Source organism: Ruegeria sp. BHSB056, from assembly GCF_059613305.1.
On record NZ_JBXWSG010000001.1, the window covers coordinates 56,005 to 74,242 of the forward strand.

Genomic DNA, 18,238 nt, shown 5'->3' on the forward strand with positions numbered 1-18,238 from the left:
CCGTCCAAGGTCAAGAGGGAAAGGGCTTTTTCCGCGACAGATTACGCCCATCAAACGACAGGTACGGCGGAAAACACCCAAAAAAGCAGACATTTTGGCGACTTACTGCTGTGTTAAGCCGTTTTCGGGATTGTCTTCACATAGGTGTTAAAGTGATGTTGAGAACAAGATCGTCCCATAGCGGCAATAAACGGTGCTGCGGCATATCCCGAGGAAATCATGGATTTTTATATCGATCAAACGCCAGACCCGTTCGAAACAGCCCGGTTTTTCGCAGATGTGTTTTCGGCGTCGGAAGGCCCGGACGAGGGGACGGTTATCGAAGCTTTCGTGCAAGAGATGATTGATACCACCCCACCACACGATCTGATGGTGTGCACCACGCGTCGCGATCAGGTGCCGCTTGGCTGCGCCATCTTTTCCCGATTGCTGTTTCCAGAGGACGCGCGCCGGGTTTTTATCCTGTCGCCTATGGCTGTCATAACAGACAGGCAAAAAGCCGGGATTGGACAGGCTTTGATTGCTTATGGTCTGGATTGCCTGCGGGCATCAGGCGTGAACGTGGCGTTCACCTATGGTGATCCCGCTTACTATCGAAAAACAGGTTTTGAACAGATTTCTGAGGCCACTGCACAACCGCCGCTAAAGCTGAGCCATCCGCATGGCTGGCTGGGGCAGTCGTTGGATGGTCAGGCGCTTGCGCCACTCAGCGGCCCGTCGCAATGTGTTTCCGCGTTGAACAATCCGACGCTTTGGTGAGTGCAAGGTTCAAACTGTCAGTGAATAGGCGGGCAAAACTTATTCTTGGTTCGCGCATCAGATCCTGAATCGCGCGAAAGGTTCACAGAACCTTTTTTGCTTTGCCAACAATCAAAAGAAGGTCAGGAAAACCCAAGTAAGGCTGTCCTTTTCGCGATCAATAACCTTCGATTTCACCACCCTGCTGCCAAGGTTTGACAAGATTACCGAACCGGGTGAATTGCGCCTCGAACGACAGCTCGACCGTGCCGATTGGACCGTGGCGCTGTTTGCCAACGATGACCTCGGCCTTGCCGTGCAGGCGTTCCATGGCCTGTTTCCATTCTTCCATCTTCTCAAGCTCGTGATCGCCGGGTTTTTCACGTTCTTTGTAGTATTCCTCGCGGAACACGAACATCACAACATCGGCGTCCTGTTCGATCGAGCCTGATTCACGCAGGTCTGACAGCTGCGGACGTTTGTCGTCGCGGTTTTCGACCTGGCGGGAAAGCTGCGACAGGGCAATCACCGGAATGTTCAGTTCTTTGGCGATTGCTTTCATGCCCATCGAAATCTCGGCAATCTCGTTAACCCGGTTGTCGGACATGCCGCGGCAGAGTTGCAGATAGTCGATCACCAGCAGGTCCAGCCCATGTGTGCGTTTCAACCGTCGCGCGCGTGCGGCAAGCTGAGAAATCGGAAGGGCGGGCGTGTCGTCGATAAAAAGCGGGCAGGCTTCAAGTTCTTTGGCCGCATCCACGAAACGGCGGAATTCGGCCTCGGTCATGTCGCCCTGACGGATCTTGTGGCTAGAGATTTCGGACGCCTCGGCCAGAACGCGCCCGGCCAGCTGTTCAGCGCTCATCTCAAGTGAGAAAAAGCCGACGACCCCGCCGTCAATTGCGCCTTCGGAACCATCCGGTTTCAGACCGCGTTTGTACGCTTTGGCCACGTTGAAGGCCACGTTGGTCGCCAGCGAGGTTTTGCCCATCGATGGACGACCTGCGAGAATGATCAGGTCCGAGGGGTGAAGACCACCCAGTTGTTTGTCGAGATCGACCAGACCGGTCGAGATCCCAGCCATGCCGCCACCGCGCTGGTAGGCTTCGTTGGTGACATTGACGGCTTCTGTGACCGCCTTGAGGAAGGACTGGAACCCCTGTTCGGTCTGGCCCTGCTCGGAAAGCTGATAAAGCTGTTGTTCAGCCTCGACGATTTGTTCTTTCGGTTCGCTGGCTACATCGACCCGCGCGGCCTTGTCGGAGATGTCGCGGCCCAAGCGGATCAACTCGCGCCGGATGGCGAGGTCATAGATCATCTGGGCGTAATCATGTACCGCAAAAGCACTGATCGACGCGCCGGCCAGTTTGACCAGATAAGCGGGCCCGCCCAATTCCTTCAGGCCCTCATCCTCAGCCATGAAGGATTTCAGCGTCACAGGCGAGGCCAGCGCGTTCTTTGCAATGCGTGCGGCGGCGACCTCATAGATGCGGGCATGAACCGGGTCATAGAAATGCTCGGACCCAATGATCGAAGCGACCCGGTCGTAAAGGTCGTTATTCGTCAAAATTGCACCCAGAAGCTGCTGTTCAGCCTCAATGGAATGCGGCATGGTTTCGGCGTTCTGAATATGCGCCGCTGCCTGCTCGATACTGCTGATCTCGTTCATCATGTCCCCGCTGCCCGTTCCGAGGTTCTACACGCCACGCCCCGGTTCAAGCTATCTGCAAATGAATGGGGGTAAGTTGGTATAACTGCCCCCCGCCTTGGGATAACTACCCACCTCAATGGGGATAACTTAGCACCAGTTTTACACGGGCGCAGCGTTATCGCAACATTTGGTGTGGTGGCTGGATATCTTGACTAGATAGGCGTGCTTTGATGCGATTCGAAAATCAACTATCCCCAAGCCATCCACAGGCTGAAAATCACGATTTTCGCGCGTCCTGCCAGCCTCGCGGATCGTTCAGAAACGCCTCGACCCCGTCAAGTGTTTCCTGATCAAAGGCTTTTTGCGCCTTGGCCTCGGCCAGAACATCCCACCATGTGCAAAGGTGATGCAGCTTTACACCATGGTCGCCCAGCGTCTTCTCGGTTTCGGGGAAGATACCGTAGTAGAAGATCACAGCCGTATGCCCGCAGGTGGCACCAGTTTCGCGAATTGCATCGACGAAGGACAGTTTCGAACCGCCATCGGTGGTCAGGTCCTCGACCAGCAGCACACGTTCGCCATCGCTCATCGCGCCTTCAATACGGGCGTTGCGCCCGTAACCTTTGGGCTTCTTGCGCACATAGGTCATCGGCAGCGCCATACGCTCGGCCACCATCGCGGCAAAGGGGATGCCAGCAGTTTCGCCGCCCGCGATATTGTCAAAGGCTTCGAAACCCGCGTCCCGCATCACTGTAACAGTCAGAAAATCCATCAGCGTGGAACGAATGCGCGGGTAGGAGATCAGCTTGCGGCAATCGATATAGGTCGGGCTGGGAAGGCCACTTGCCAGCGTGAACGGCTCGCGCGCGTTGAAGTGGACGGCCTTGATCTCCAGCAGCATCCGGGCCGTCAGGCGAGCGATTTCAGTGCTGTCGGGAAAAGAACTGGGGATCATGGCAGGACCTCGGCGATGAAATGATGTTTCGGGCTGATAGCCCGACCCTTGGCCCGGAGTCGAGAGCTGTTGGAACAAAAGAAAAGCGGACCCCCCAAAGGTCCGCTGTTTCCGGGCATACTGCTATGCGAACACCATCGTCGCTGTGTTACCCTTGCCCGAACATATTGACCCACCGGATCAGCATTGGTGCCAGACAAATCAGCAATAGGACAGGCATCATGCACATGGCCATCACGGCAGACATCTGCACAGGCAGACGGTTTGCCTTTTCCTGGGCGCGAAGCTCTCGGTCAAGCCGCATGTCAGTGGCGAAGCGGCGTAACGATGCGGATATGCTGGTTCCGTACTGGTTGGATTGCAAAAAGGCGTTTGCGAACGAGTTCATCTCGTCGATACCGACCCGGTTCGCCATGTCCAGAAAGGCGGCCTGACGTTCTTTGCCTGCCTGCAACTCCAGTTGAAGAACCGAAAACTCCTGCGAGATTTCCGGAGCTGCCTTAGCCATTTCATGCGAGACCCGGATCATCGCCGCGTCAAAGCCCAGCCCGGCCTCGATGGCGACTTGCAACAGGTCAAGCGCGTTAGGCAGGCTGTGTTCGATGGCCTGGCGGCGTTTCTTTATGCGACGTCGCAACCACAGTGCCGGGCCATAAAAGCCCAAGACCATCAGTGCCGTCACGACCTGCATTGTGTTAACCCACGTAACACCCTGCAAAAGGTCGGCGATCCCTAACTGAACTTGCGTTTCAATTGGCAAAGCCATGGTTGCGACGAACGCGGCAGGCAACACAAATCCCAGGACGACCCGAAATGTATAATAGGTGCGAATGGCGTGCTTTTGCCGAATTCCGGCTTGTTTCAAAAGCTTGCCGATCTTGGAGCGTTCGCGTTTTGACGACGGGACAAAGGCCTTCAGCAGCCCGTGCGGGTCGCTGTTGTCACCCTGGATAAGGTCAAAATCCTGCCCATGCCCTTGTGAAACCGACCCAACGCGCATGCGACGTGCTGCCGTGTTTTCGCTTGTTGTAAATCCGGCAAAGCCCATGAAGACAAAGAAAACACTAAGGGCGATTCCGACCAACAGGATCAACTGCGGTGTGACGCGCGGATCGTTTAGAATGTCCTGAAGAATATCCATATCCCAATTCCCTTTAGAATCTGAACTTAACCAGCCGTTTCAGGATGAAACCCTGGGCAATTGTCAGGCCAATGATCACTTGGGCGAAGTACGGAAACAGCGGATCGCTGCGTACGTCGCCGTAAAATGTTGGGGTGGAGATCTCGATCGAAAGGTAAATGATGACCGGCAGAATCGTGAGGATAAGGCTGCTCAGGCGACCTTCGGCAGAGATTGCCTTGATCTTCTTTTGCATCGTGTGCCGGTCCCGGATGGTCTGGGACAGAATGCTTAGAACGCGGGACAGGTTGCCGCCGGTTCCATGCTGAATGCCGATACTTACAGCAAGGTATTTTGCATCCTCTGTTCCGACGCGGTGCGCAAAGTCGTGAAAGGCGGTCGCGACGTCATCGCCATAGTTGATCTGGTCTTTGATGATGCCAAACTCTGACCCTATCGGATCCGGCAGATCAGAGGCAACGTTTCCAACCGTCACTGCAACAGGGTGGCCCACCTTCAACCCGCGGGCCATCAGGTCTAACGCGTCTGGCAGTTGTTTCGTCAGTTTCTTCGAACGGGCGTCTTTCATGGCGACCAACACGATAACCGGGCCGATGAGGCCGAACACAGCGCTCAGAATGACCGCCAGTTCCGGGGCAAGGAACCGGGAAGCCCCGAAAAAGATCATCAAAACCAGAAGGGAGACGGCGAGCACGACCCAAATCGGGCTGACCGCCAAACCGGCTTGCACAAGCAGACGGCGAAACCGCGTAATCAGCCCAGCTTTTTCACCAGCGGCCATCATTGCGGGATCGCGGAGCAGCTGCAACACCTGATCCGTCGAAGCCCCGTTCTGGATCAGTTTCATGCGGCGGTTTCTGGCTTCGCCATGCGTTTCCTTGCGCGCCAGAAGCTGGTGAACGCCTTCGTAGGCAAGCAGAATACCCAGAAAAATCGACACGTAGATCAGGATGTTCAGTATGTTGGGCTGAAGGTCAATCATGATGCCGTCGCCCCGTGAATAAACATGTTGGTGTCCACATCGACACCAGCCGCCACCAGTTGGTCGAAGCATTTTGGCCGTATGCCGGTCGGCAGGAACTCTCCCAAAACGTCGCCATTCTCAGACTTGCCACGGCGCTTGAAAACAAAGATGTCCTGCATCGTGATCGTATCGTCTTCCATGCCCGTGATTTCCGAGATGCTGACGACCCTGCGTGTCCCGTCGCTCAGTCGGCTGAGTTGCAGGACGATCTGAATGGCCGAGGCGATTTGAGACCGGATGGTTCTGACGGGCAGGTCCGCCCCCAGCATTGTCACCATCTGTTCGACCCGGCTGAGCGCATCGCGGGCCGAATTCGCATGTACGGTCGTCATGGAGCCGTCATGTCCCGTATTCATGGCCTGAAGCATGTCAAAGCATTCGGAACCACGGACTTCGCCGACAATAATGCGGTCAGGCCGCATCCTGAGCGCGTTGCGCACCAGATCGCGTTGCGTGATCACCCCTTGACCTTCCGAGTTTGGGGGGCGGGTTTCCAAGCGTACGACATGGCTTTGCTGTAACTGAAGTTCCGCGGCATCTTCGATTGTCACGATACGCTGCTTGCCGTCGATATAGGATGAAACGGCATTCAACATTGTTGTTTTGCCCGAACCGGTGCCGCCCGAGATCAGAATGTTCAGCCTGGCTTCGACCAGCGCGGCCAGAAGCTTGGCTGCCTGTTCGTTCATGCTGTCCCGCTGGACCAGCTTGTCGATGGTCAAAGGATTGCGCGAGAATTTGCGGATCGACAGCGCAGGCCCATCAACCGAACACGGGCGGATAATCGCGTTGACCCGACTTCCATCTTCCAGACGCGCATCGACCCATGGCTGGGATTCATCAATACGGCGGCCGACCCGGCTGACGATCTTGTCAATGATCCGAAGCAGATGGCGTTCGTCGCGAAAGCGTACGGAGGATTGTTCCAGCAGGCCGAAGCGTTCCACATAGACCTGATCATAAGAGTTGACGAGAATGTCGTTGATCGTCGGGTCTTCCAAAAGAGGTTCCAGCGGGCCCAGACCCATTACTTCGTGAATCAGTTCATCAACTAGGGCTGTAAATGCCTCGGAACGCAAATGCAGGCGTTCGGCCTCGATCAGCCCGGTAACCAGCGCGGCGATCTGACGTTTCAGTTCGGACCGTTCGACCTTGTCGATCACAGACAGGTTCAGACGGTCGAGAAGCTCGCTGTGCAGACGGCTTTTAAGCTCCAGATGCGCTTGCAGGTCAACGTCCACCGGTTCTGGTGTTGCCTTGGACTTTGGTACCTCGATCGGCCGTTCCAGAACCAACACATTCGACTTGGACGCGGCCCGGCGTGATTTGTACTCGTTAAACACGGCGATCTCCCATTATGCAGTTTTTTGTGTGGCTGGCCGGGTGCCTTCGGACATGGACGCAGCCAGTTTCGTCAGAGCCTTGCCAAGGTCCGAATGCGGCTTCATGTCCACAATCGGTCGTCCCAGATCGACTGCGTTTCGCGCAATCTTGGGATTGTCCGGCAGCCAGTGCTTCAGTTTCGTTTCCAGCACTTTTTCGGCCTCGCGTACATGTGCGGGTTTGATCATCGTCTTTCGTTCGCGGTTCACGACAACCTCGACCGGTAGGGCTACGTTTGCCTCGCGATAGAAATCGATCAGGCGCCGGGTCTGGCGAACGCATGGAACCGTCGTGTCAGTAACCAGCGCCAGTTGGTTCGCGCGTTTGAAAATGGGTTCGACCCATTCCACAACGGCACAGGGCAGGTCGATGACAACATAATCGTAACGGCGCTGAAGAAGGTCGAGCATCCCTTCGATCAAGCCTGGTCGTATGGACTGAAGCGGAACTAACGGCGCGGGCGCGCACAACACATCAATGCCGAGCGTGTGGTTCTGAAGGATCGATGTCAGGAAATGATCATCCGGCTCTTCCTGGTTTTCGATGAGCTGGAGGCATCCTCCATTATCTTCAAGATCCAGAAACACGTTCGCGTTTCCAAATTGCAGATCGAAATCCAGAAGCGCGACGCGGCTTTTCGCCTTTTTCCTAAGGAATGATCCTTTTCCGCCCGCCAGCGAGCAGGCAAGGTTTACGGCGACCGTCGACGCTCCGATCCCACCGCGGGATTTTGCAACCGGGATCACCGTGCCAAGGGCAGAGGGGCCATTTTGAATGTACCCTTGCGGAAGTGAACGGGAGGAGATTTTTTCTGCTACTGCGGCTTTCAGCCCATCCTCGTCAATGGACAGGGGCAGAACCTCGTCGATGCCGATTTTCCGCAACTCGCGGGCGACCGAGATCGAAACGTCATTCTGCGTCAGCGCAACAAACAAGGTGTCGTCTTGTCGATGGGTCAGCAGGTCTTTGACAGCCAGAACCTCGCCCGCGTCGCAGGGGTCGATTTCAAAAATAACCAGGTCATGCTTGAATGCCAGATTGCGCGCCGTGCCGTTCAACGCTTTGAACGAACCCGCATTCTCTGAGATTTCGTTATTTTGACCGGCGGGAAAAGCACTGGCGACCACCTGAGCGACGGTTTCGCTTTCAGATACAAGCATGACGGAATGTGAATTGAGACTAGAAACGTTCTTAACCATTAACCTGACTCTCCTGATGCCAGGTCTTCGGCAGGCAGCGAAACGCTGAAATTGGAAAACCCGGCTGTTGAAGGAATTGTGCTGCTGGTCGCGCCCGCGGCATTTGCAAGCGCGGCCAGCGGCGACACGAACTGAAAATCATTCAGGTTCAGCTCAACCGTGACCATGGGTGTGTAAGGGCCACCCAGGAAGCCCAGATTGGAATTGAAGTCATAGGAAAACTGCAAGGCGTCAATCGTCGTGCCGGGGGGCAGCAACGGGTTGATGCGCCCCCAGATTTCAGATGCTGTGGTGTTGGTGGCGTCACCCACACAAGCTGGCGTTACGGGGTCGGCACATACGCCAGCCGACGCACTGCATGGGGTGCCAAAGCGAGGGGACAACGCGGATGTTCCCCGCGTGTGGGTTTGTGGCACACCCGGACAGGCCGCAGGGCGCACCACAGCGATGCGCGCCGCCAACTGTGCGGCTTTTTGCGCGTTCACTCCGCTGTATGACAGCCGGCCAAAGTCCAGCAATGCCAGGAACAGGAAGGAAAACAGGGACACAACCAAGGCAAACTCAACAAGAACCCCACCATTTTGGTCGCGCAGCATCTTGTCCGCGACCTGGCGCAAGATGGCGCGGTTATTTCGCAACCGTGTCATTGGCCAAATATCCGCGATGTGTCAGCGACGTCGGTGGTTATCGATGACGCGCCGCTGCCGAAAAGCTTCAGAATGCCCCCCAGCGGGAACTGAACGGTGATATTGGCGCTTACCTGACCGACGGGTGCCGGGTTTATGCGATACGTGCCCGACACGCAGGACAAGCTGGGCGTTACTGAGTTGACGGTTATACTGGGTGGAAACAGGCTGTTGCCGTGAATGTCACGCTCGACAATCCCTTTCAAAGTTGTGCTGAGCCCCGCGACAGTTCCGCCAGACGAACAGATATCCGAGGGCGTGACGCGCGACATATAGCGGCTGGCATCCCGGACACCGGCAATGACCGACTGGTACGACCACATGAGTCGTGCGGATTCCAATGTCACCGCCAACAGCAGCAGCATAATCGGCATGACGAGGCCAAACTCGACAAGGATCGCTCCATCGTCGCTTTTGGCGAAGCGCTTGAAAGGGGATTTGAGGCGAATACACATGAACCCTCAGCCCCTACCGATACAACTGTACGACGTCGCGAAAGATGCCGCCGAACCCGTTGCCGCCGCTGCCAACGCTGGTCACATCGGGGAAACCGACGACCTCTCCGTGGATGTCGAAACTAGGGGGTGAGCCACCGTCATCACCGACCGGTTCAGTCAGGAACACGGCAACAAATTTGGTGACCGGAACCCCAGTTGTCGAACCAGATACTGGGTTCAGCGCGCAATCAATACCGGCAGCTGTTACAACGCGCCGTGCCGGGTCGTTGGACATCTGGCTGGAACACATTGGACGGCCGGTTTCGGCAAGTGAAGGGTCAAGAATGGAATTTGCGTTCGGTGCCGCGTAGGGGTTCGTGTTCCCGTAGGCTATTTCCCTCAGATACATTCCATACCGCGTCCCGGAAAAAACGGTATCCGACCCGGACAGTGGTGGCAGATGTGTGTCGCTGCCGATGCCGTCGGCAATCCCATCTGCCAGATCGTGGTTTCGATTAAGGTACCCGGTTCGATCCCAGTTGCCGTCACCGAAACGGTTGTTTCCACCGCAGGTGCCTGCCGTCATGCACAGATCGCGCCCTAGACCGGTTGTATCAGGGGTCGTCTGTTCATTGCCCTGAATGCAAGCGCCGCCACCGTTGCTTTCAATCCCCTTAATAACATTCGGTGCGGGCGCGAAATCGATATTGTTCTTCTCACCGTTGAGAACCGAGCGGTAGATGTCAAAGCGGACGTTGAACGCTGCATTGGTAATGCCGTTCTTCTGGCCGGGTTCGGTATTCAGACCATTAGTCAGAACACACTGGGTGATCTGGCTTTGCGCAGCGATCAGGCAGGCCAGTTTATTGCCCCCTTCGTCAGCACACACCCCCGAACTGTCTTGAAAATTCGCCAGATCAATAAAGCCGAAGTTACCCGGTCCCCAAGCCGTTCCGTTGCCGCCACTGCGCAACAGAATCTGGTCGCCCACAGTCAAAGTGGATTCCCAGTTCGGGGGCAGGCAGAACATCAGGGGTGAGATATCGCACGCCGCTTTCGAGTATCCGGCCACTGCCTCGGCTGAAACGCTGGCAGCAGAAAACCCAGCCCCACCAAGCATTTTGTCCAGCGCCGAAGCCAGGCTCATCGTCAGGGACTTGGGTGTCAACACGATCTGCGCGAACCTGGCCTTCCGTGGATCGGTTGTAAGATCTGCGCCAAGCGGGGTCAGATCCGATGCCGGAAGCGCCGAGTGAAACAGGAGAGTATAATCCGAAGATCCTGAAAGCGTGGTCGTCCCGTTCGCGAATGTCTGGCTATCGCTGACAAGATTTGCTGCTGCATTTGTGGCGCGCGTAATCGCGTCCGGTTGGCCGTCCAACTCTCCTGCTGCGGCCAAAGCTACGTTGTCGGCGAATGACTGAAGCTCTGTATGTGTCGAATTCAACCGGCCAACGTCCAGTGTGATCGCAAAGAACCCAAGGAATGCGACCAAAGCAGTGCCCCACAGGATCGCGACGGTGCCGTTCTCCTCTCGGGCGAATGCGGATATGATTGCACGTGCTCGCATGGCTGAACTTATTGGCCAGGTGTCTGACTGACTTTGATTGGGCGAATGCGGGGCTTGACGCGCGGCGTCGTGGACGCCGGCGCAAACAGCGCATCTTTTTGGGTATCAGGTTGCAATTCGGCGGCGGGCGCAGTTTCTGTTGCCTGTTCCGCTTCTTCCTGTTGCCGCTGGATGGTCACAACCTCGGTCTCGGTTCCCCGGCGCAGCTTTACAGTGGGTTGAATATCAACCTTTTCTACCGGCCCTTCTTCCTGCAACAGATCGCGCAGGCGAACCATTTCCATGGGTTCATCCTCGACGCTGTCCAGGGTGCGCAGTGTCAGGCTCAGGGTTCCGGCCTTTTGAGCCAGGGCCAGACGTTGACCTTGCTGCGGGGTCACTTCCACCGTGATTGTGCGGGCGACCTCCGGCTGATCGCTTAATTCTTCCGACTGCTGGTCCACGCCAATGACGCGAATATTCTGCAAGATGGTGACCGCGCGCAGGTCCTGCTTGGCACCTTGGGTCAAGACGATATCAACGTGATCGCCCGGGGTAACAAAACCGCCCACGGCCGTTACAGCATCGACCTCAATCGCCATGGCGCGTGTGTTTTCACCCAACTTCTGAACAAGGGTGACTTTTTCTCCAAAGTTCGAAACCTTGGAAAGAAGCATTACTTCGCCGGGATAGAACCGGCCCTTGGCGCGCCGCAGCTGACGGCGATTGTTTGGAACAAGTACATCAATGTCCGTGAAAACTCCGGCCGGGAGCGCCTCGCGCGGCCAGGGGTGAATTGTGACGTCGTGCGCTTCGATCGTTTGGCCAAAAGCGATTTCTGATCGGGCCACGTAGATCTCAACCAGATCGGCATCTGGTGAGATACCGGCAGTGCTTGTCTTAAACTGAATGTGATCCTTCGCCAGGTAAACGGAACCGGACGCTATCGCAATTCCAAACAGTGTAGAAATGATTGGCCTGATACGCATCACTCTCTCCAACAATTACGTTCTGAAATATGGAACTTCGGTCGTCCTGCTTTCGCGAAATTCCTGGCGGTGAACTCTGCGCCGCAACAGTGGCGCGGCGGCACAGAGCTCTGTATTTTGGTAAGTGTGTTTGGGTCAGCAGGTCGCGCTACCCAGAGCAGCGCATGCACCAGTCACATTTGTGTTGGTAGTGGTGCCCAGGTACGAGAATGCGCCAACTGCAATCGACGCCACGACCAAAAGAGCCAGGCCATATTCGACAATTGCCGCACCGCTTTCATTCTTAACGAACTTCTTCATGAATTTAGTCATTATTTCCCCCAAATAGGTTAGACGTTTTCAGCGCTCTGTATTTCTGAGCGCAAGCCAGGCGAAAATGCATTAGCTCGGGGATCAGAATAGGTTCGGGGGATTTAGGTGCCTTCCTTCAAAGGTAAGTGAAATACACTCTATAATTGAAACATGCTAACAAAAATGCTCTTTGGGGCGAATACTTTTAACCCTGAATTAACAACATATTAACAAATTCCGAATCGCTTATTTTCGGAAACAATGAGAGGCGTGGGATCGGAATTGTGAGCGAGACGGGTGTTGATTTCTGCTGACTGACTAGGCGTTCACTGGATGGCGACGCGAGGTTTAGTGATGATGAATTTAAGAAAAATATAATAAAAACAAATAACTATTTTGCACTCGAAGACTTTGCCAAAAAATATTGCCCCGCAGACAAGCTGATAATTCCGATTGCTGAGACTACCTGAGGGGTTCAAATTTGTTGTTGTAAGCCGAACCTGTTTGTTGGGTCGGTCTGTTTTGTTGAATGGTTAATTGTTATGAGTGTGAGTTTCTTAAAGAGCGCTCAGGCGAGGGAGAGTCTGAACTTCGTTGTTGAGTGGACTCAGGCCCTATGCGGTAATGGTTCCCTATCAAGGGCTGTAAATTGTTTAATGTGCCTAGTAAACGCTGATGCGGTTCTAATTGTCAGAACGTCCAAAAAGGATAGGAAAGCCAAGCATATTGCGCGCTGCTGCGTCCAGCAGGGAAAAATCTGGCCTTCACAGCCGCATACACAGGCAGAGTTGGTAATTGGGGATAGTATATCAACTGCGAAACCGGGTTCTGTATGGAAACTATCAGATCTGGTGTTTTCCGACACAACATCAATGACCCACAATCGGCTTCAAAGGCCTGAAGGGCTGGTGGAGGTTATACTAATTCCGCTGGACGTAACTGGGGTGCAAGTCGATTACATTGAACTGCATTACAGTATCCGCCCGCAGGCCTGCGAACTGGATCTGCTAACTGCTCTGGCACCAACACTATCTTCTGGCTGGGGCAAACGTTTGCCCGGAACGGTTGCTGCCTGTTCCGAGGTTCTTCGGAGTCACCGGTCCAAATTCAACAGCAACAATCGCTTTGTCCCGATCCTTGATCCACACAATCCGGCCGACCTTAGCAGATGCGAGTTTCGGGTGTGCGCGATGATGAAAGAGGGAATGACTGTGAAGACGATTTCGGAGACTCTGTCTATTGGCCCGACAACAGTTCGTTCGCACCTAAGTTCCATTTTTTCCAAGACAGGGGCGACGAGCCAGGTCGAGCTTTTGCATCTGTTAAACCGAAACGTTGATGCTGACAGGGGTTTTGCTCAGATCGCGGGTTAGTTAACCGAATGTATTGCTACCGGGACGACCTGAAGACCGTTTTGGTTGTCAAGGGATCCATCCGCCGTCATGGTCACGCCCTTAATGGTGCCGCGCAGATCGAACAACCGCTGAACTGCGTCGCAATTTCGTCGGATGCCTTTTTTCGACTAGTCAGCTGCAATTTTGCCCCCTATTTCGGTGTAGGAAACCTGACTCGCTCGCCATAAACGTATGTCGCTTTTGCTTGGGTTAAACAACCTTACGGAGTAGGGAGAGAGTGCTTTATTTTTTTGTCCATCCAGCCTGATTGTATCTGTTGGCGAAATAATATCCTTTTTTGTTAATTACTTAGTCGTTGTTCATGATTTCGCGACAACATTAACATAATGTGAACAATGTATTCTCTGAGTGTTCAACTGGTTCGGGGCATACTGATCGCACAGGCCGGGCAAACCACGTCCGGTTGAATGGAAGGGGAACAGCATGATCAAGACTGCTATTGAGGTTGCGCCGTATGCATGTGCGACAATGCAACCCCAAGATCCCGTCATGAACGGTGAAGTTTCAAACAATACGAATTCGAGCAGCAGTCGCTTCCCTCCTATCGAAAATGCACTATCGGAAATTGTTAATAACAAGCGACTTGAAGAGGCGAACCGGGACTTCTGAAAATCAGAACGTCCGATAGGCTTCCAGATCAACAAGGTCAGGAAAATTAGAGCCCGCTCCGAAATGGAGCGGGCTTAATCTTTTTTCAAGTTCCAATGCCAACTTGCGAAGGACATACGTGCCAAGCACCCTGGTGGACCGGTATCTTTTTAAGAAAGTCGGGCCAGCCAAACGGCTGGTAAACACTTAGCTGGCCCGGTCTTTTGCCCACTTCCTAAGAACGAGGACAAAAGCCGTTAGCTATCCAGCCCAAGCATTGACTTTACAGCAGCCTCAACCTCATCGGTGACCGGTTTGTTCGCTGCGTCTTCCAGTGCCGCGCGCTCGTTAAGAGCTTGGTTCTCAACGGCATCTGCCAGGTCTTCGACGTCTTGCACGGCTTCCTCGTATTCCAAGGCGGCCTGTTTTTCGGCATTCAGGTTGTCTGCCGTGTCTTTTGAAGCCTGCAGATCATCGTTTGCTGCCTGAAGGGCGTCCTCGATATCAGGATCGGTGCCTCCCGCGTCGGCCAGCTGCTGTTCAAGATCATCAACGATGTCCTGCTTTTCCTGAACATCGGCCAGAGCATCCTCTAGGTCGTCGTTTATTTCTTCACTGGAACGATCTGGTGGAGTCATCTCATCCAGAAGCTCTTGTTTTTCAGCAAGTTCTGCGCGGATGCTTTCGCCAGCCAGAACGGTATCGCGATAATTCGCGATGCGACCGACGCGCGAATTCGGGGCGGCGTTCTGAAGGGCCTTCTCACTTGCGTTGGCTGCGTTCAGTGCGCCCAGTTCCGAAGGGTGGACGCCCAGCGCGGCAGCCAGTTTATTCCCCTTCTTGCGGGTCTCGGTCAGGTCTGTTTCCTCGATCTGAACCTTAGGTTTTTTCGTGTGCGCGGCCGGTGCAGTTTTGGTCTGAGTTTTCTTGGACTTCTTACCGGTAAACAGTTCTTTCAAAGAGAACGATTTCCCCTTCGAGGTTTTTGACTTCGAGCCCTTTGCACCAGAGGTTGTGCGCCCTGCCTTGCCGGCGGATTTCGAACCACCACCTTTGGTCGCGCCATTACCGCCGCTGTCGCCTTTGCCCTTTCCGGCATTGTCGCTGTTTCCTTTGCCGCCGCCATTGCCACCACCGTTACCACCGCCGTTGCCGTTACCACCGCCATTTCCATTACCGCCGCCTTTGCCATCTTTTGCATAAGCCACGTCAGGAAATGCAATCGCGCCAACAATTGCGGTGGAGCCTAACATTGCGATTGCGAGTGCAGAGGCTTTCAGCAAGCCGGTCATATTGGTTTTCATAGCGTTCCTCGTAAATCGAAGGCGTGTTTCAGTGGTCCGATATAGTTTTCCAAGATTCGCACACAGGCAAACCGCTTGCCGGAATCAAGATCTGACAGGTGCTATCTAACCCGATCATCATTGAACCTACGCCAAACTGGTCGTTCATCCCCAGTTCATGTTGAAATCGGTAGATTGTGTGGGTGGTTGCGCAGTAAAGAGTGCCGAAGATGAGAAAGCTCTTAACCATCATGTTTCTTATTGTCTTTCTCCAGCCCGGAGAAGGCAATTCAGCCGTTCGTGAGCTGAAGCAGGCAGAGCTGCGCAAAGCGACAACGTCTGGCAACGCAATCCGTCTGCAAAAAGTCATCAAAGGGGTCGAGCAGGTCTTTGGCGGCACGCCCATTGATGCGCGTGCTTTTCAGGCCGACAAAGTTTACTACCGCGTGCTGGTCAAAAAACCGAACGGGAAGATTGTCAGTGTTATTGTTAACGCAAAAACCGGCGTCGTCGTTTCCAACAGGTCCAAAATCGGAAAACAAATCTCGGAAGCGGCAAAATCTGCGCCTGGAAACTCGGCCAATGCAAGATCTCAAGGCAAGTCTTCAGCCAAAGCAAATGGCGGTCAAAGCGGCAACCGCGGGAACAGCGGTGGCGGTCGCGGCAACTCTGGTGGCAATGGCGGAGGCAACTCCGGAGGTAGCGGCGGCGGCAACTCCGGTGGTAACGGTGGTGGCAATGGCGGTGGTAACGGTGGTGGCAATTCTGGCGGCAACGGCGGTGGAAACGGTGGCGGCAACGGCGGTGGCAAAAAGTAATGGTTAAACTGCTATTCGCGCGCCTATAATTCCCAAGTATGAGAGTCTTACTGGCAGAAGACGAGCCGCACCTTTGCGAGCAGATCAAGAAACTGTTGAACGCTGAAGGTCGGGTCGTGGACATTGTGAACAGCGGCCTAGAAGCTTTGCATCTCGGCGCAACAGAACCTTATGACATGATTATCCTCGATATTGGATTGCCGGAACGCGACGGCATTTCAGTTCTGCGGGAATGGCGCAGCGCGGGCATCAAGACCCCGGTGCTGATCCTCACGGCCCGCGATGGCTGGAGCGAAAGGGTCGACGGATTGGACGCAGGCGCGGACGACTACATGACCAAGCCGTTCCATATGCCCGAACTGGCAGCGCGGGTCCGCGCCATTCTGCGGCGGCAGAGCGGACAGTTGAATCCCGTGGTTGAAATGGGAAATGTTGTTCTGGATACCCGCAACGGGCGTGTAACGGCGGATGGTGTACCAATCGACCTGACTGCGCAGGAGCTGGCTGTTCTCACGTATCTCGCCCACAATGTTGGGCGTATGATTTCAAGGACTGAGCTGTCAGAGCATATCTACGAATACGATGGAGACAGGGACTCGAACACCATTGCCGTCTTCATAACCCGTCTGCGCAAAAAACTTGGCCCTGATCTGATCACAACGATTCGGGGCCGCGGATACATGATCGACTCCGCCTGATGTTATCCCTGCGTCAACGGGCTCTACTGGGGGGGACCGCGTCGGGTGCCCTTTCAGTGGGTGTCGGTACGCTGGCCGTGTTCTCGTTCATCAATGCCCGCGTTTCAGACAGGTTTGATACCGCATTGCTTGATCGTCACACGCAACTGGTCGTTGGGTTGAGCGTCACGACCCATGACCCGGATGCGCTGCGCGATCTGATGTTCGATCCGGCCTATGGCACACCGTATTCTGGCCGATACTGGCAAGTCAGCAACAGCGAAGGCGAAATCTTTACGTCGGCTTCCCTGTTCGACGGAGTCATCGCCGAACCCCTTGGCACCCCTGATGTAACGACGCTTTGGAATACTCGTGGTCTAGAAAACGAAGATTTACGAGGAGCCTTTCAGAAAATTACCTATGAGGACGGTACGGTCTGGGGGGTCAGCGTTGCCGAAAGTCAGGCCCAGCTTGTGGCGGAACGTCGCGCTGCACAACAAAGCCTGCTTCCGGTTTTTGCGCTGGTCGGTCTGATCGGTGTCGTTGGATCGCTACTTCTGACGTCAATCATCCTGACACCACTCAGAAAGCTGCGTTCGGATGTGGCGCACCGTTGGGATCGGGACGAAGACCTTAAACCGGGTGATTATCCTGAAGAGGTCTCTCCTCTGGTCGAGGATCTGAACCAGCTCTTGCGCCGAAACCGGGAAATTGTATCGGGATCACGTCGTCAGGCGGCAGATTTGGCCCATGCCCTGAAAACACCTACCGCGATCATGCGCAATGAATTGTTGCTGTTGTCCGAAGCGGGAGGTTCTACGGAAACCGCTGTGGAAGCTCTCGACCGTATTGACGCGCAGCTGGGCCGGTCGCTTGCCCGAATGCGGGCGCTGAATACTGCGGACTTGACCCATTCTCGTACCGATCTGTCTCATTCGATTGATCGACTGGCGCGTCTGTTCACGACCATGGCCGAGCGCGAAGGAAAGTCATTGGAAATTGAACGCGACTCCGGTCTTTGGGTGCGAATGGACGCGCAGGATATCGAAGAAGTCTTGGGCAACCTGCTGGATAACGCGGTCAAATGGTGCAAACACAAGGTCCGTTTGACGGCTGGGAGAACCCAGAACGGGATTGAAGTTGTGATTGACGACGATGGTCCGGGAATTCCTCAGGACGCTCACCGCGAGGCACTGCGATCGGGGGGGAGGCTGGATACCTCTGTCTCGGGCAGTGGCCTTGGGCTGGCCATCGCGGTTGATTTGTTGAAGGCCTATGACAGTCGACTTGATCTGGGTGCATCCAACTCGCTTGGCGGTCTGGAATGCCGGATAGTAATTCCGAAGGGAACCAACGCGCATCCTGCGTCAGGCTGATCATTTGCCCTGAAGGTTCAGGGTGTTTTGGGTGTGTC

General features: G+C 54.8%; 18 protein-coding genes. 6 read left to right on the forward strand and 12 right to left on the reverse strand.

Features of this window, described 5'->3' with window-relative positions; genetic code table 11:
- The first annotated feature begins 219 nt into the window (after positions 1-219).
- Complete coding sequence (locus tag AC2FND_RS00315; RefSeq protein ID WP_496767233.1) at positions 220-759, forward strand: GNAT family N-acetyltransferase; 540 nt, start codon at positions 220-222, stop codon at positions 757-759.
- A 157-nt stretch (positions 760-916) separates the two neighbouring features.
- Here AC2FND_RS00315 and AC2FND_RS00320 read toward each other — a convergent pair whose 3' ends face one another.
- The 11 genes from AC2FND_RS00320 to AC2FND_RS00370 form a co-directional block, all read right to left on the reverse strand.
- Positions 917-2,407 (reverse strand): replicative DNA helicase, encoded by a 1,491-nt coding sequence (locus AC2FND_RS00320; RefSeq protein ID WP_209504877.1) that lies wholly within the window; start codon positions 2,405-2,407, stop codon positions 917-919.
- Between the two features lie 259 nt (positions 2,408-2,666).
- Complete coding sequence (locus AC2FND_RS00325; RefSeq protein WP_209596545.1) at positions 2,667-3,344, reverse strand: orotate phosphoribosyltransferase; 678 nt, start codon at positions 3,342-3,344, stop codon at positions 2,667-2,669.
- A 148-nt stretch (positions 3,345-3,492) separates the two neighbouring features.
- The gene (locus AC2FND_RS00330; protein ID WP_496767235.1) at positions 3,493-4,485 is read right to left on the reverse strand and encodes a type II secretion system F family protein; all 993 of its coding nucleotides are present in this window, start codon (positions 4,483-4,485) and stop codon (positions 3,493-3,495) included.
- Between the two features lie 13 nt (positions 4,486-4,498).
- Complete coding sequence (locus AC2FND_RS00335; RefSeq protein ID WP_209596543.1) at positions 4,499-5,467, reverse strand: type II secretion system F family protein; 969 nt, start codon at positions 5,465-5,467, stop codon at positions 4,499-4,501.
- Positions 5,464-6,852 carry a TadA family conjugal transfer-associated ATPase gene (locus AC2FND_RS00340; protein ID WP_348540371.1) on the reverse strand — a complete coding sequence of 463 codons (1,389 nt, stop codon included), beginning with the start codon at positions 6,850-6,852 and terminating at the stop codon, positions 5,464-5,466. The genes AC2FND_RS00335 and AC2FND_RS00340 overlap by 4 nt, the downstream gene beginning before the upstream one ends.
- A 12-nt stretch (positions 6,853-6,864) precedes the next feature.
- A complete protein-coding gene (locus tag AC2FND_RS00345) occupies positions 6,865-8,052 on the reverse strand; it encodes a CpaE/TadZ family protein (RefSeq protein ID WP_496767237.1) in 1,188 nt (395 codons plus the stop codon).
- Positions 8,053-8,090: 38 nt separating this feature from the next.
- Complete coding sequence (locus AC2FND_RS00350) at positions 8,091-8,738, reverse strand: TadE/TadG family type IV pilus assembly protein (protein ID WP_267367915.1); 648 nt, start codon at positions 8,736-8,738, stop codon at positions 8,091-8,093.
- Positions 8,735-9,232 carry a TadE/TadG family type IV pilus assembly protein gene (locus AC2FND_RS00355; protein WP_480898211.1) on the reverse strand — a complete coding sequence of 166 codons (498 nt, stop codon included), beginning with the start codon at positions 9,230-9,232 and terminating at the stop codon, positions 8,735-8,737. The genes AC2FND_RS00350 and AC2FND_RS00355 overlap by 4 nt, the downstream gene beginning before the upstream one ends.
- A 13-nt stretch (positions 9,233-9,245) precedes the next feature.
- Positions 9,246-10,784 carry a pilus assembly protein TadG-related protein gene (locus tag AC2FND_RS00360; RefSeq protein WP_496767240.1) on the reverse strand — a complete coding sequence of 513 codons (1,539 nt, stop codon included), beginning with the start codon at positions 10,782-10,784 and terminating at the stop codon, positions 9,246-9,248.
- Between the two features lie 8 nt (positions 10,785-10,792).
- Positions 10,793-11,752 carry a Flp pilus assembly protein CpaB gene (cpaB, locus tag AC2FND_RS00365; RefSeq protein ID WP_496767242.1) on the reverse strand — a complete coding sequence of 320 codons (960 nt, stop codon included), beginning with the start codon at positions 11,750-11,752 and terminating at the stop codon, positions 10,793-10,795.
- A 135-nt stretch (positions 11,753-11,887) separates the two neighbouring features.
- Positions 11,888-12,052 carry a Flp family type IVb pilin gene (locus tag AC2FND_RS00370; protein ID WP_267367933.1) on the reverse strand — a complete coding sequence of 55 codons (165 nt, stop codon included), beginning with the start codon at positions 12,050-12,052 and terminating at the stop codon, positions 11,888-11,890.
- An 863-nt stretch (positions 12,053-12,915) separates the two neighbouring features.
- On the opposite strand from AC2FND_RS00370, the gene AC2FND_RS00375 reads away from it, so the two are divergent.
- Both AC2FND_RS00375 and AC2FND_RS00380 read left to right on the forward strand, forming a co-directional pair.
- The gene (locus AC2FND_RS00375) at positions 12,916-13,416 is read left to right on the forward strand and encodes a helix-turn-helix transcriptional regulator (protein WP_209596537.1); all 501 of its coding nucleotides are present in this window, start codon (positions 12,916-12,918) and stop codon (positions 13,414-13,416) included.
- Between the two features lie 465 nt (positions 13,417-13,881).
- Positions 13,882-14,067 carry a hypothetical protein gene (locus AC2FND_RS00380; protein ID WP_209503751.1) on the forward strand — a complete coding sequence of 62 codons (186 nt, stop codon included), beginning with the start codon at positions 13,882-13,884 and terminating at the stop codon, positions 14,065-14,067.
- A 236-nt stretch (positions 14,068-14,303) separates the two neighbouring features.
- Here AC2FND_RS00380 and AC2FND_RS00385 read toward each other — a convergent pair whose 3' ends face one another.
- Positions 14,304-15,350: a hypothetical protein gene (locus AC2FND_RS00385; protein WP_496767244.1), complete on the reverse strand. Its 1,047-nt coding sequence runs from the start codon at positions 15,348-15,350 to the stop codon at positions 14,304-14,306.
- A gap of 209 nt (positions 15,351-15,559) precedes the next feature.
- Between AC2FND_RS00385 and AC2FND_RS00390 the strand changes: the two genes are divergently transcribed.
- Genes AC2FND_RS00390 through AC2FND_RS00400 form a run of 3 tightly spaced genes read left to right on the forward strand, consistent with a single transcriptional unit; the run spans position 15,560 to position 18,200 of the window.
- Positions 15,560-16,147 carry a PepSY domain-containing protein gene (locus AC2FND_RS00390; RefSeq protein ID WP_480504953.1) on the forward strand — a complete coding sequence of 196 codons (588 nt, stop codon included), beginning with the start codon at positions 15,560-15,562 and terminating at the stop codon, positions 16,145-16,147.
- Positions 16,148-16,185: 38 nt separating this feature from the next.
- Positions 16,186-16,845 (forward strand): response regulator transcription factor, encoded by a 660-nt coding sequence (locus AC2FND_RS00395; protein WP_209503754.1) that lies wholly within the window; start codon positions 16,186-16,188, stop codon positions 16,843-16,845.
- A gap of 56 nt (positions 16,846-16,901) precedes the next feature.
- The gene (locus tag AC2FND_RS00400; protein WP_496767245.1) at positions 16,902-18,200 is read left to right on the forward strand and encodes a sensor histidine kinase; all 1,299 of its coding nucleotides are present in this window, start codon (positions 16,902-16,904) and stop codon (positions 18,198-18,200) included.
- The last annotated feature ends 38 nt before the right edge of the window (positions 18,201-18,238 follow it).

Bases quoted from the DNA above. Each gene is read 5' to 3' on its own strand.
- AC2FND_RS00385 (WP_496767244.1), bottom strand. From the start codon at position 15,350: ATGAAAACCAATATGACCGGCTTGCTGAAAGCCTCTGCACTCGCAATC.
- cpaB (WP_496767242.1), bottom strand. From the start codon at position 11,752: ATGCGTATCAGGCCAATCATTTCTACACTGTTTGGAATTGCGATAGCG.
- AC2FND_RS00345 (WP_496767237.1), bottom strand. From the start codon at position 8,052: ATGCTTGTATCTGAAAGCGAAACCGTCGCTCAGGTGGTCGCCAGTGCT.
- AC2FND_RS00370 (WP_267367933.1), bottom strand. From the start codon at position 12,052: ATGAAGAAGTTCGTTAAGAATGAAAGCGGTGCGGCAATTGTCGAATAT.
- AC2FND_RS00320 (WP_209504877.1), bottom strand. From the start codon at position 2,407: ATGAACGAGATCAGCAGTATCGAGCAGGCAGCGGCGCATATTCAGAAC.
- AC2FND_RS00360 (WP_496767240.1), bottom strand. From the start codon at position 10,784: ATGCGAGCACGTGCAATCATATCCGCATTCGCCCGAGAGGAGAACGGC.
- AC2FND_RS00375 (WP_209596537.1), top strand. From the start codon at position 12,916: ATGACCCACAATCGGCTTCAAAGGCCTGAAGGGCTGGTGGAGGTTATA.
- AC2FND_RS00390 (WP_480504953.1), top strand. From the start codon at position 15,560: ATGAGAAAGCTCTTAACCATCATGTTTCTTATTGTCTTTCTCCAGCCC.
- AC2FND_RS00380 (WP_209503751.1), top strand. From the start codon at position 13,882: ATGATCAAGACTGCTATTGAGGTTGCGCCGTATGCATGTGCGACAATG.
- AC2FND_RS00315 (WP_496767233.1), top strand. From the start codon at position 220: ATGGATTTTTATATCGATCAAACGCCAGACCCGTTCGAAACAGCCCGG.
- AC2FND_RS00395 (WP_209503754.1), top strand. From the start codon at position 16,186: ATGAGAGTCTTACTGGCAGAAGACGAGCCGCACCTTTGCGAGCAGATC.
- AC2FND_RS00350 (WP_267367915.1), bottom strand. From the start codon at position 8,738: ATGACACGGTTGCGAAATAACCGCGCCATCTTGCGCCAGGTCGCGGAC.
- AC2FND_RS00335 (WP_209596543.1), bottom strand. From the start codon at position 5,467: ATGATTGACCTTCAGCCCAACATACTGAACATCCTGATCTACGTGTCG.
- AC2FND_RS00325 (WP_209596545.1), bottom strand. From the start codon at position 3,344: ATGATCCCCAGTTCTTTTCCCGACAGCACTGAAATCGCTCGCCTGACG.
- AC2FND_RS00330 (WP_496767235.1), bottom strand. From the start codon at position 4,485: ATGGATATTCTTCAGGACATTCTAAACGATCCGCGCGTCACACCGCAG.
- AC2FND_RS00355 (WP_480898211.1), bottom strand. From the start codon at position 9,232: ATGTGTATTCGCCTCAAATCCCCTTTCAAGCGCTTCGCCAAAAGCGAC.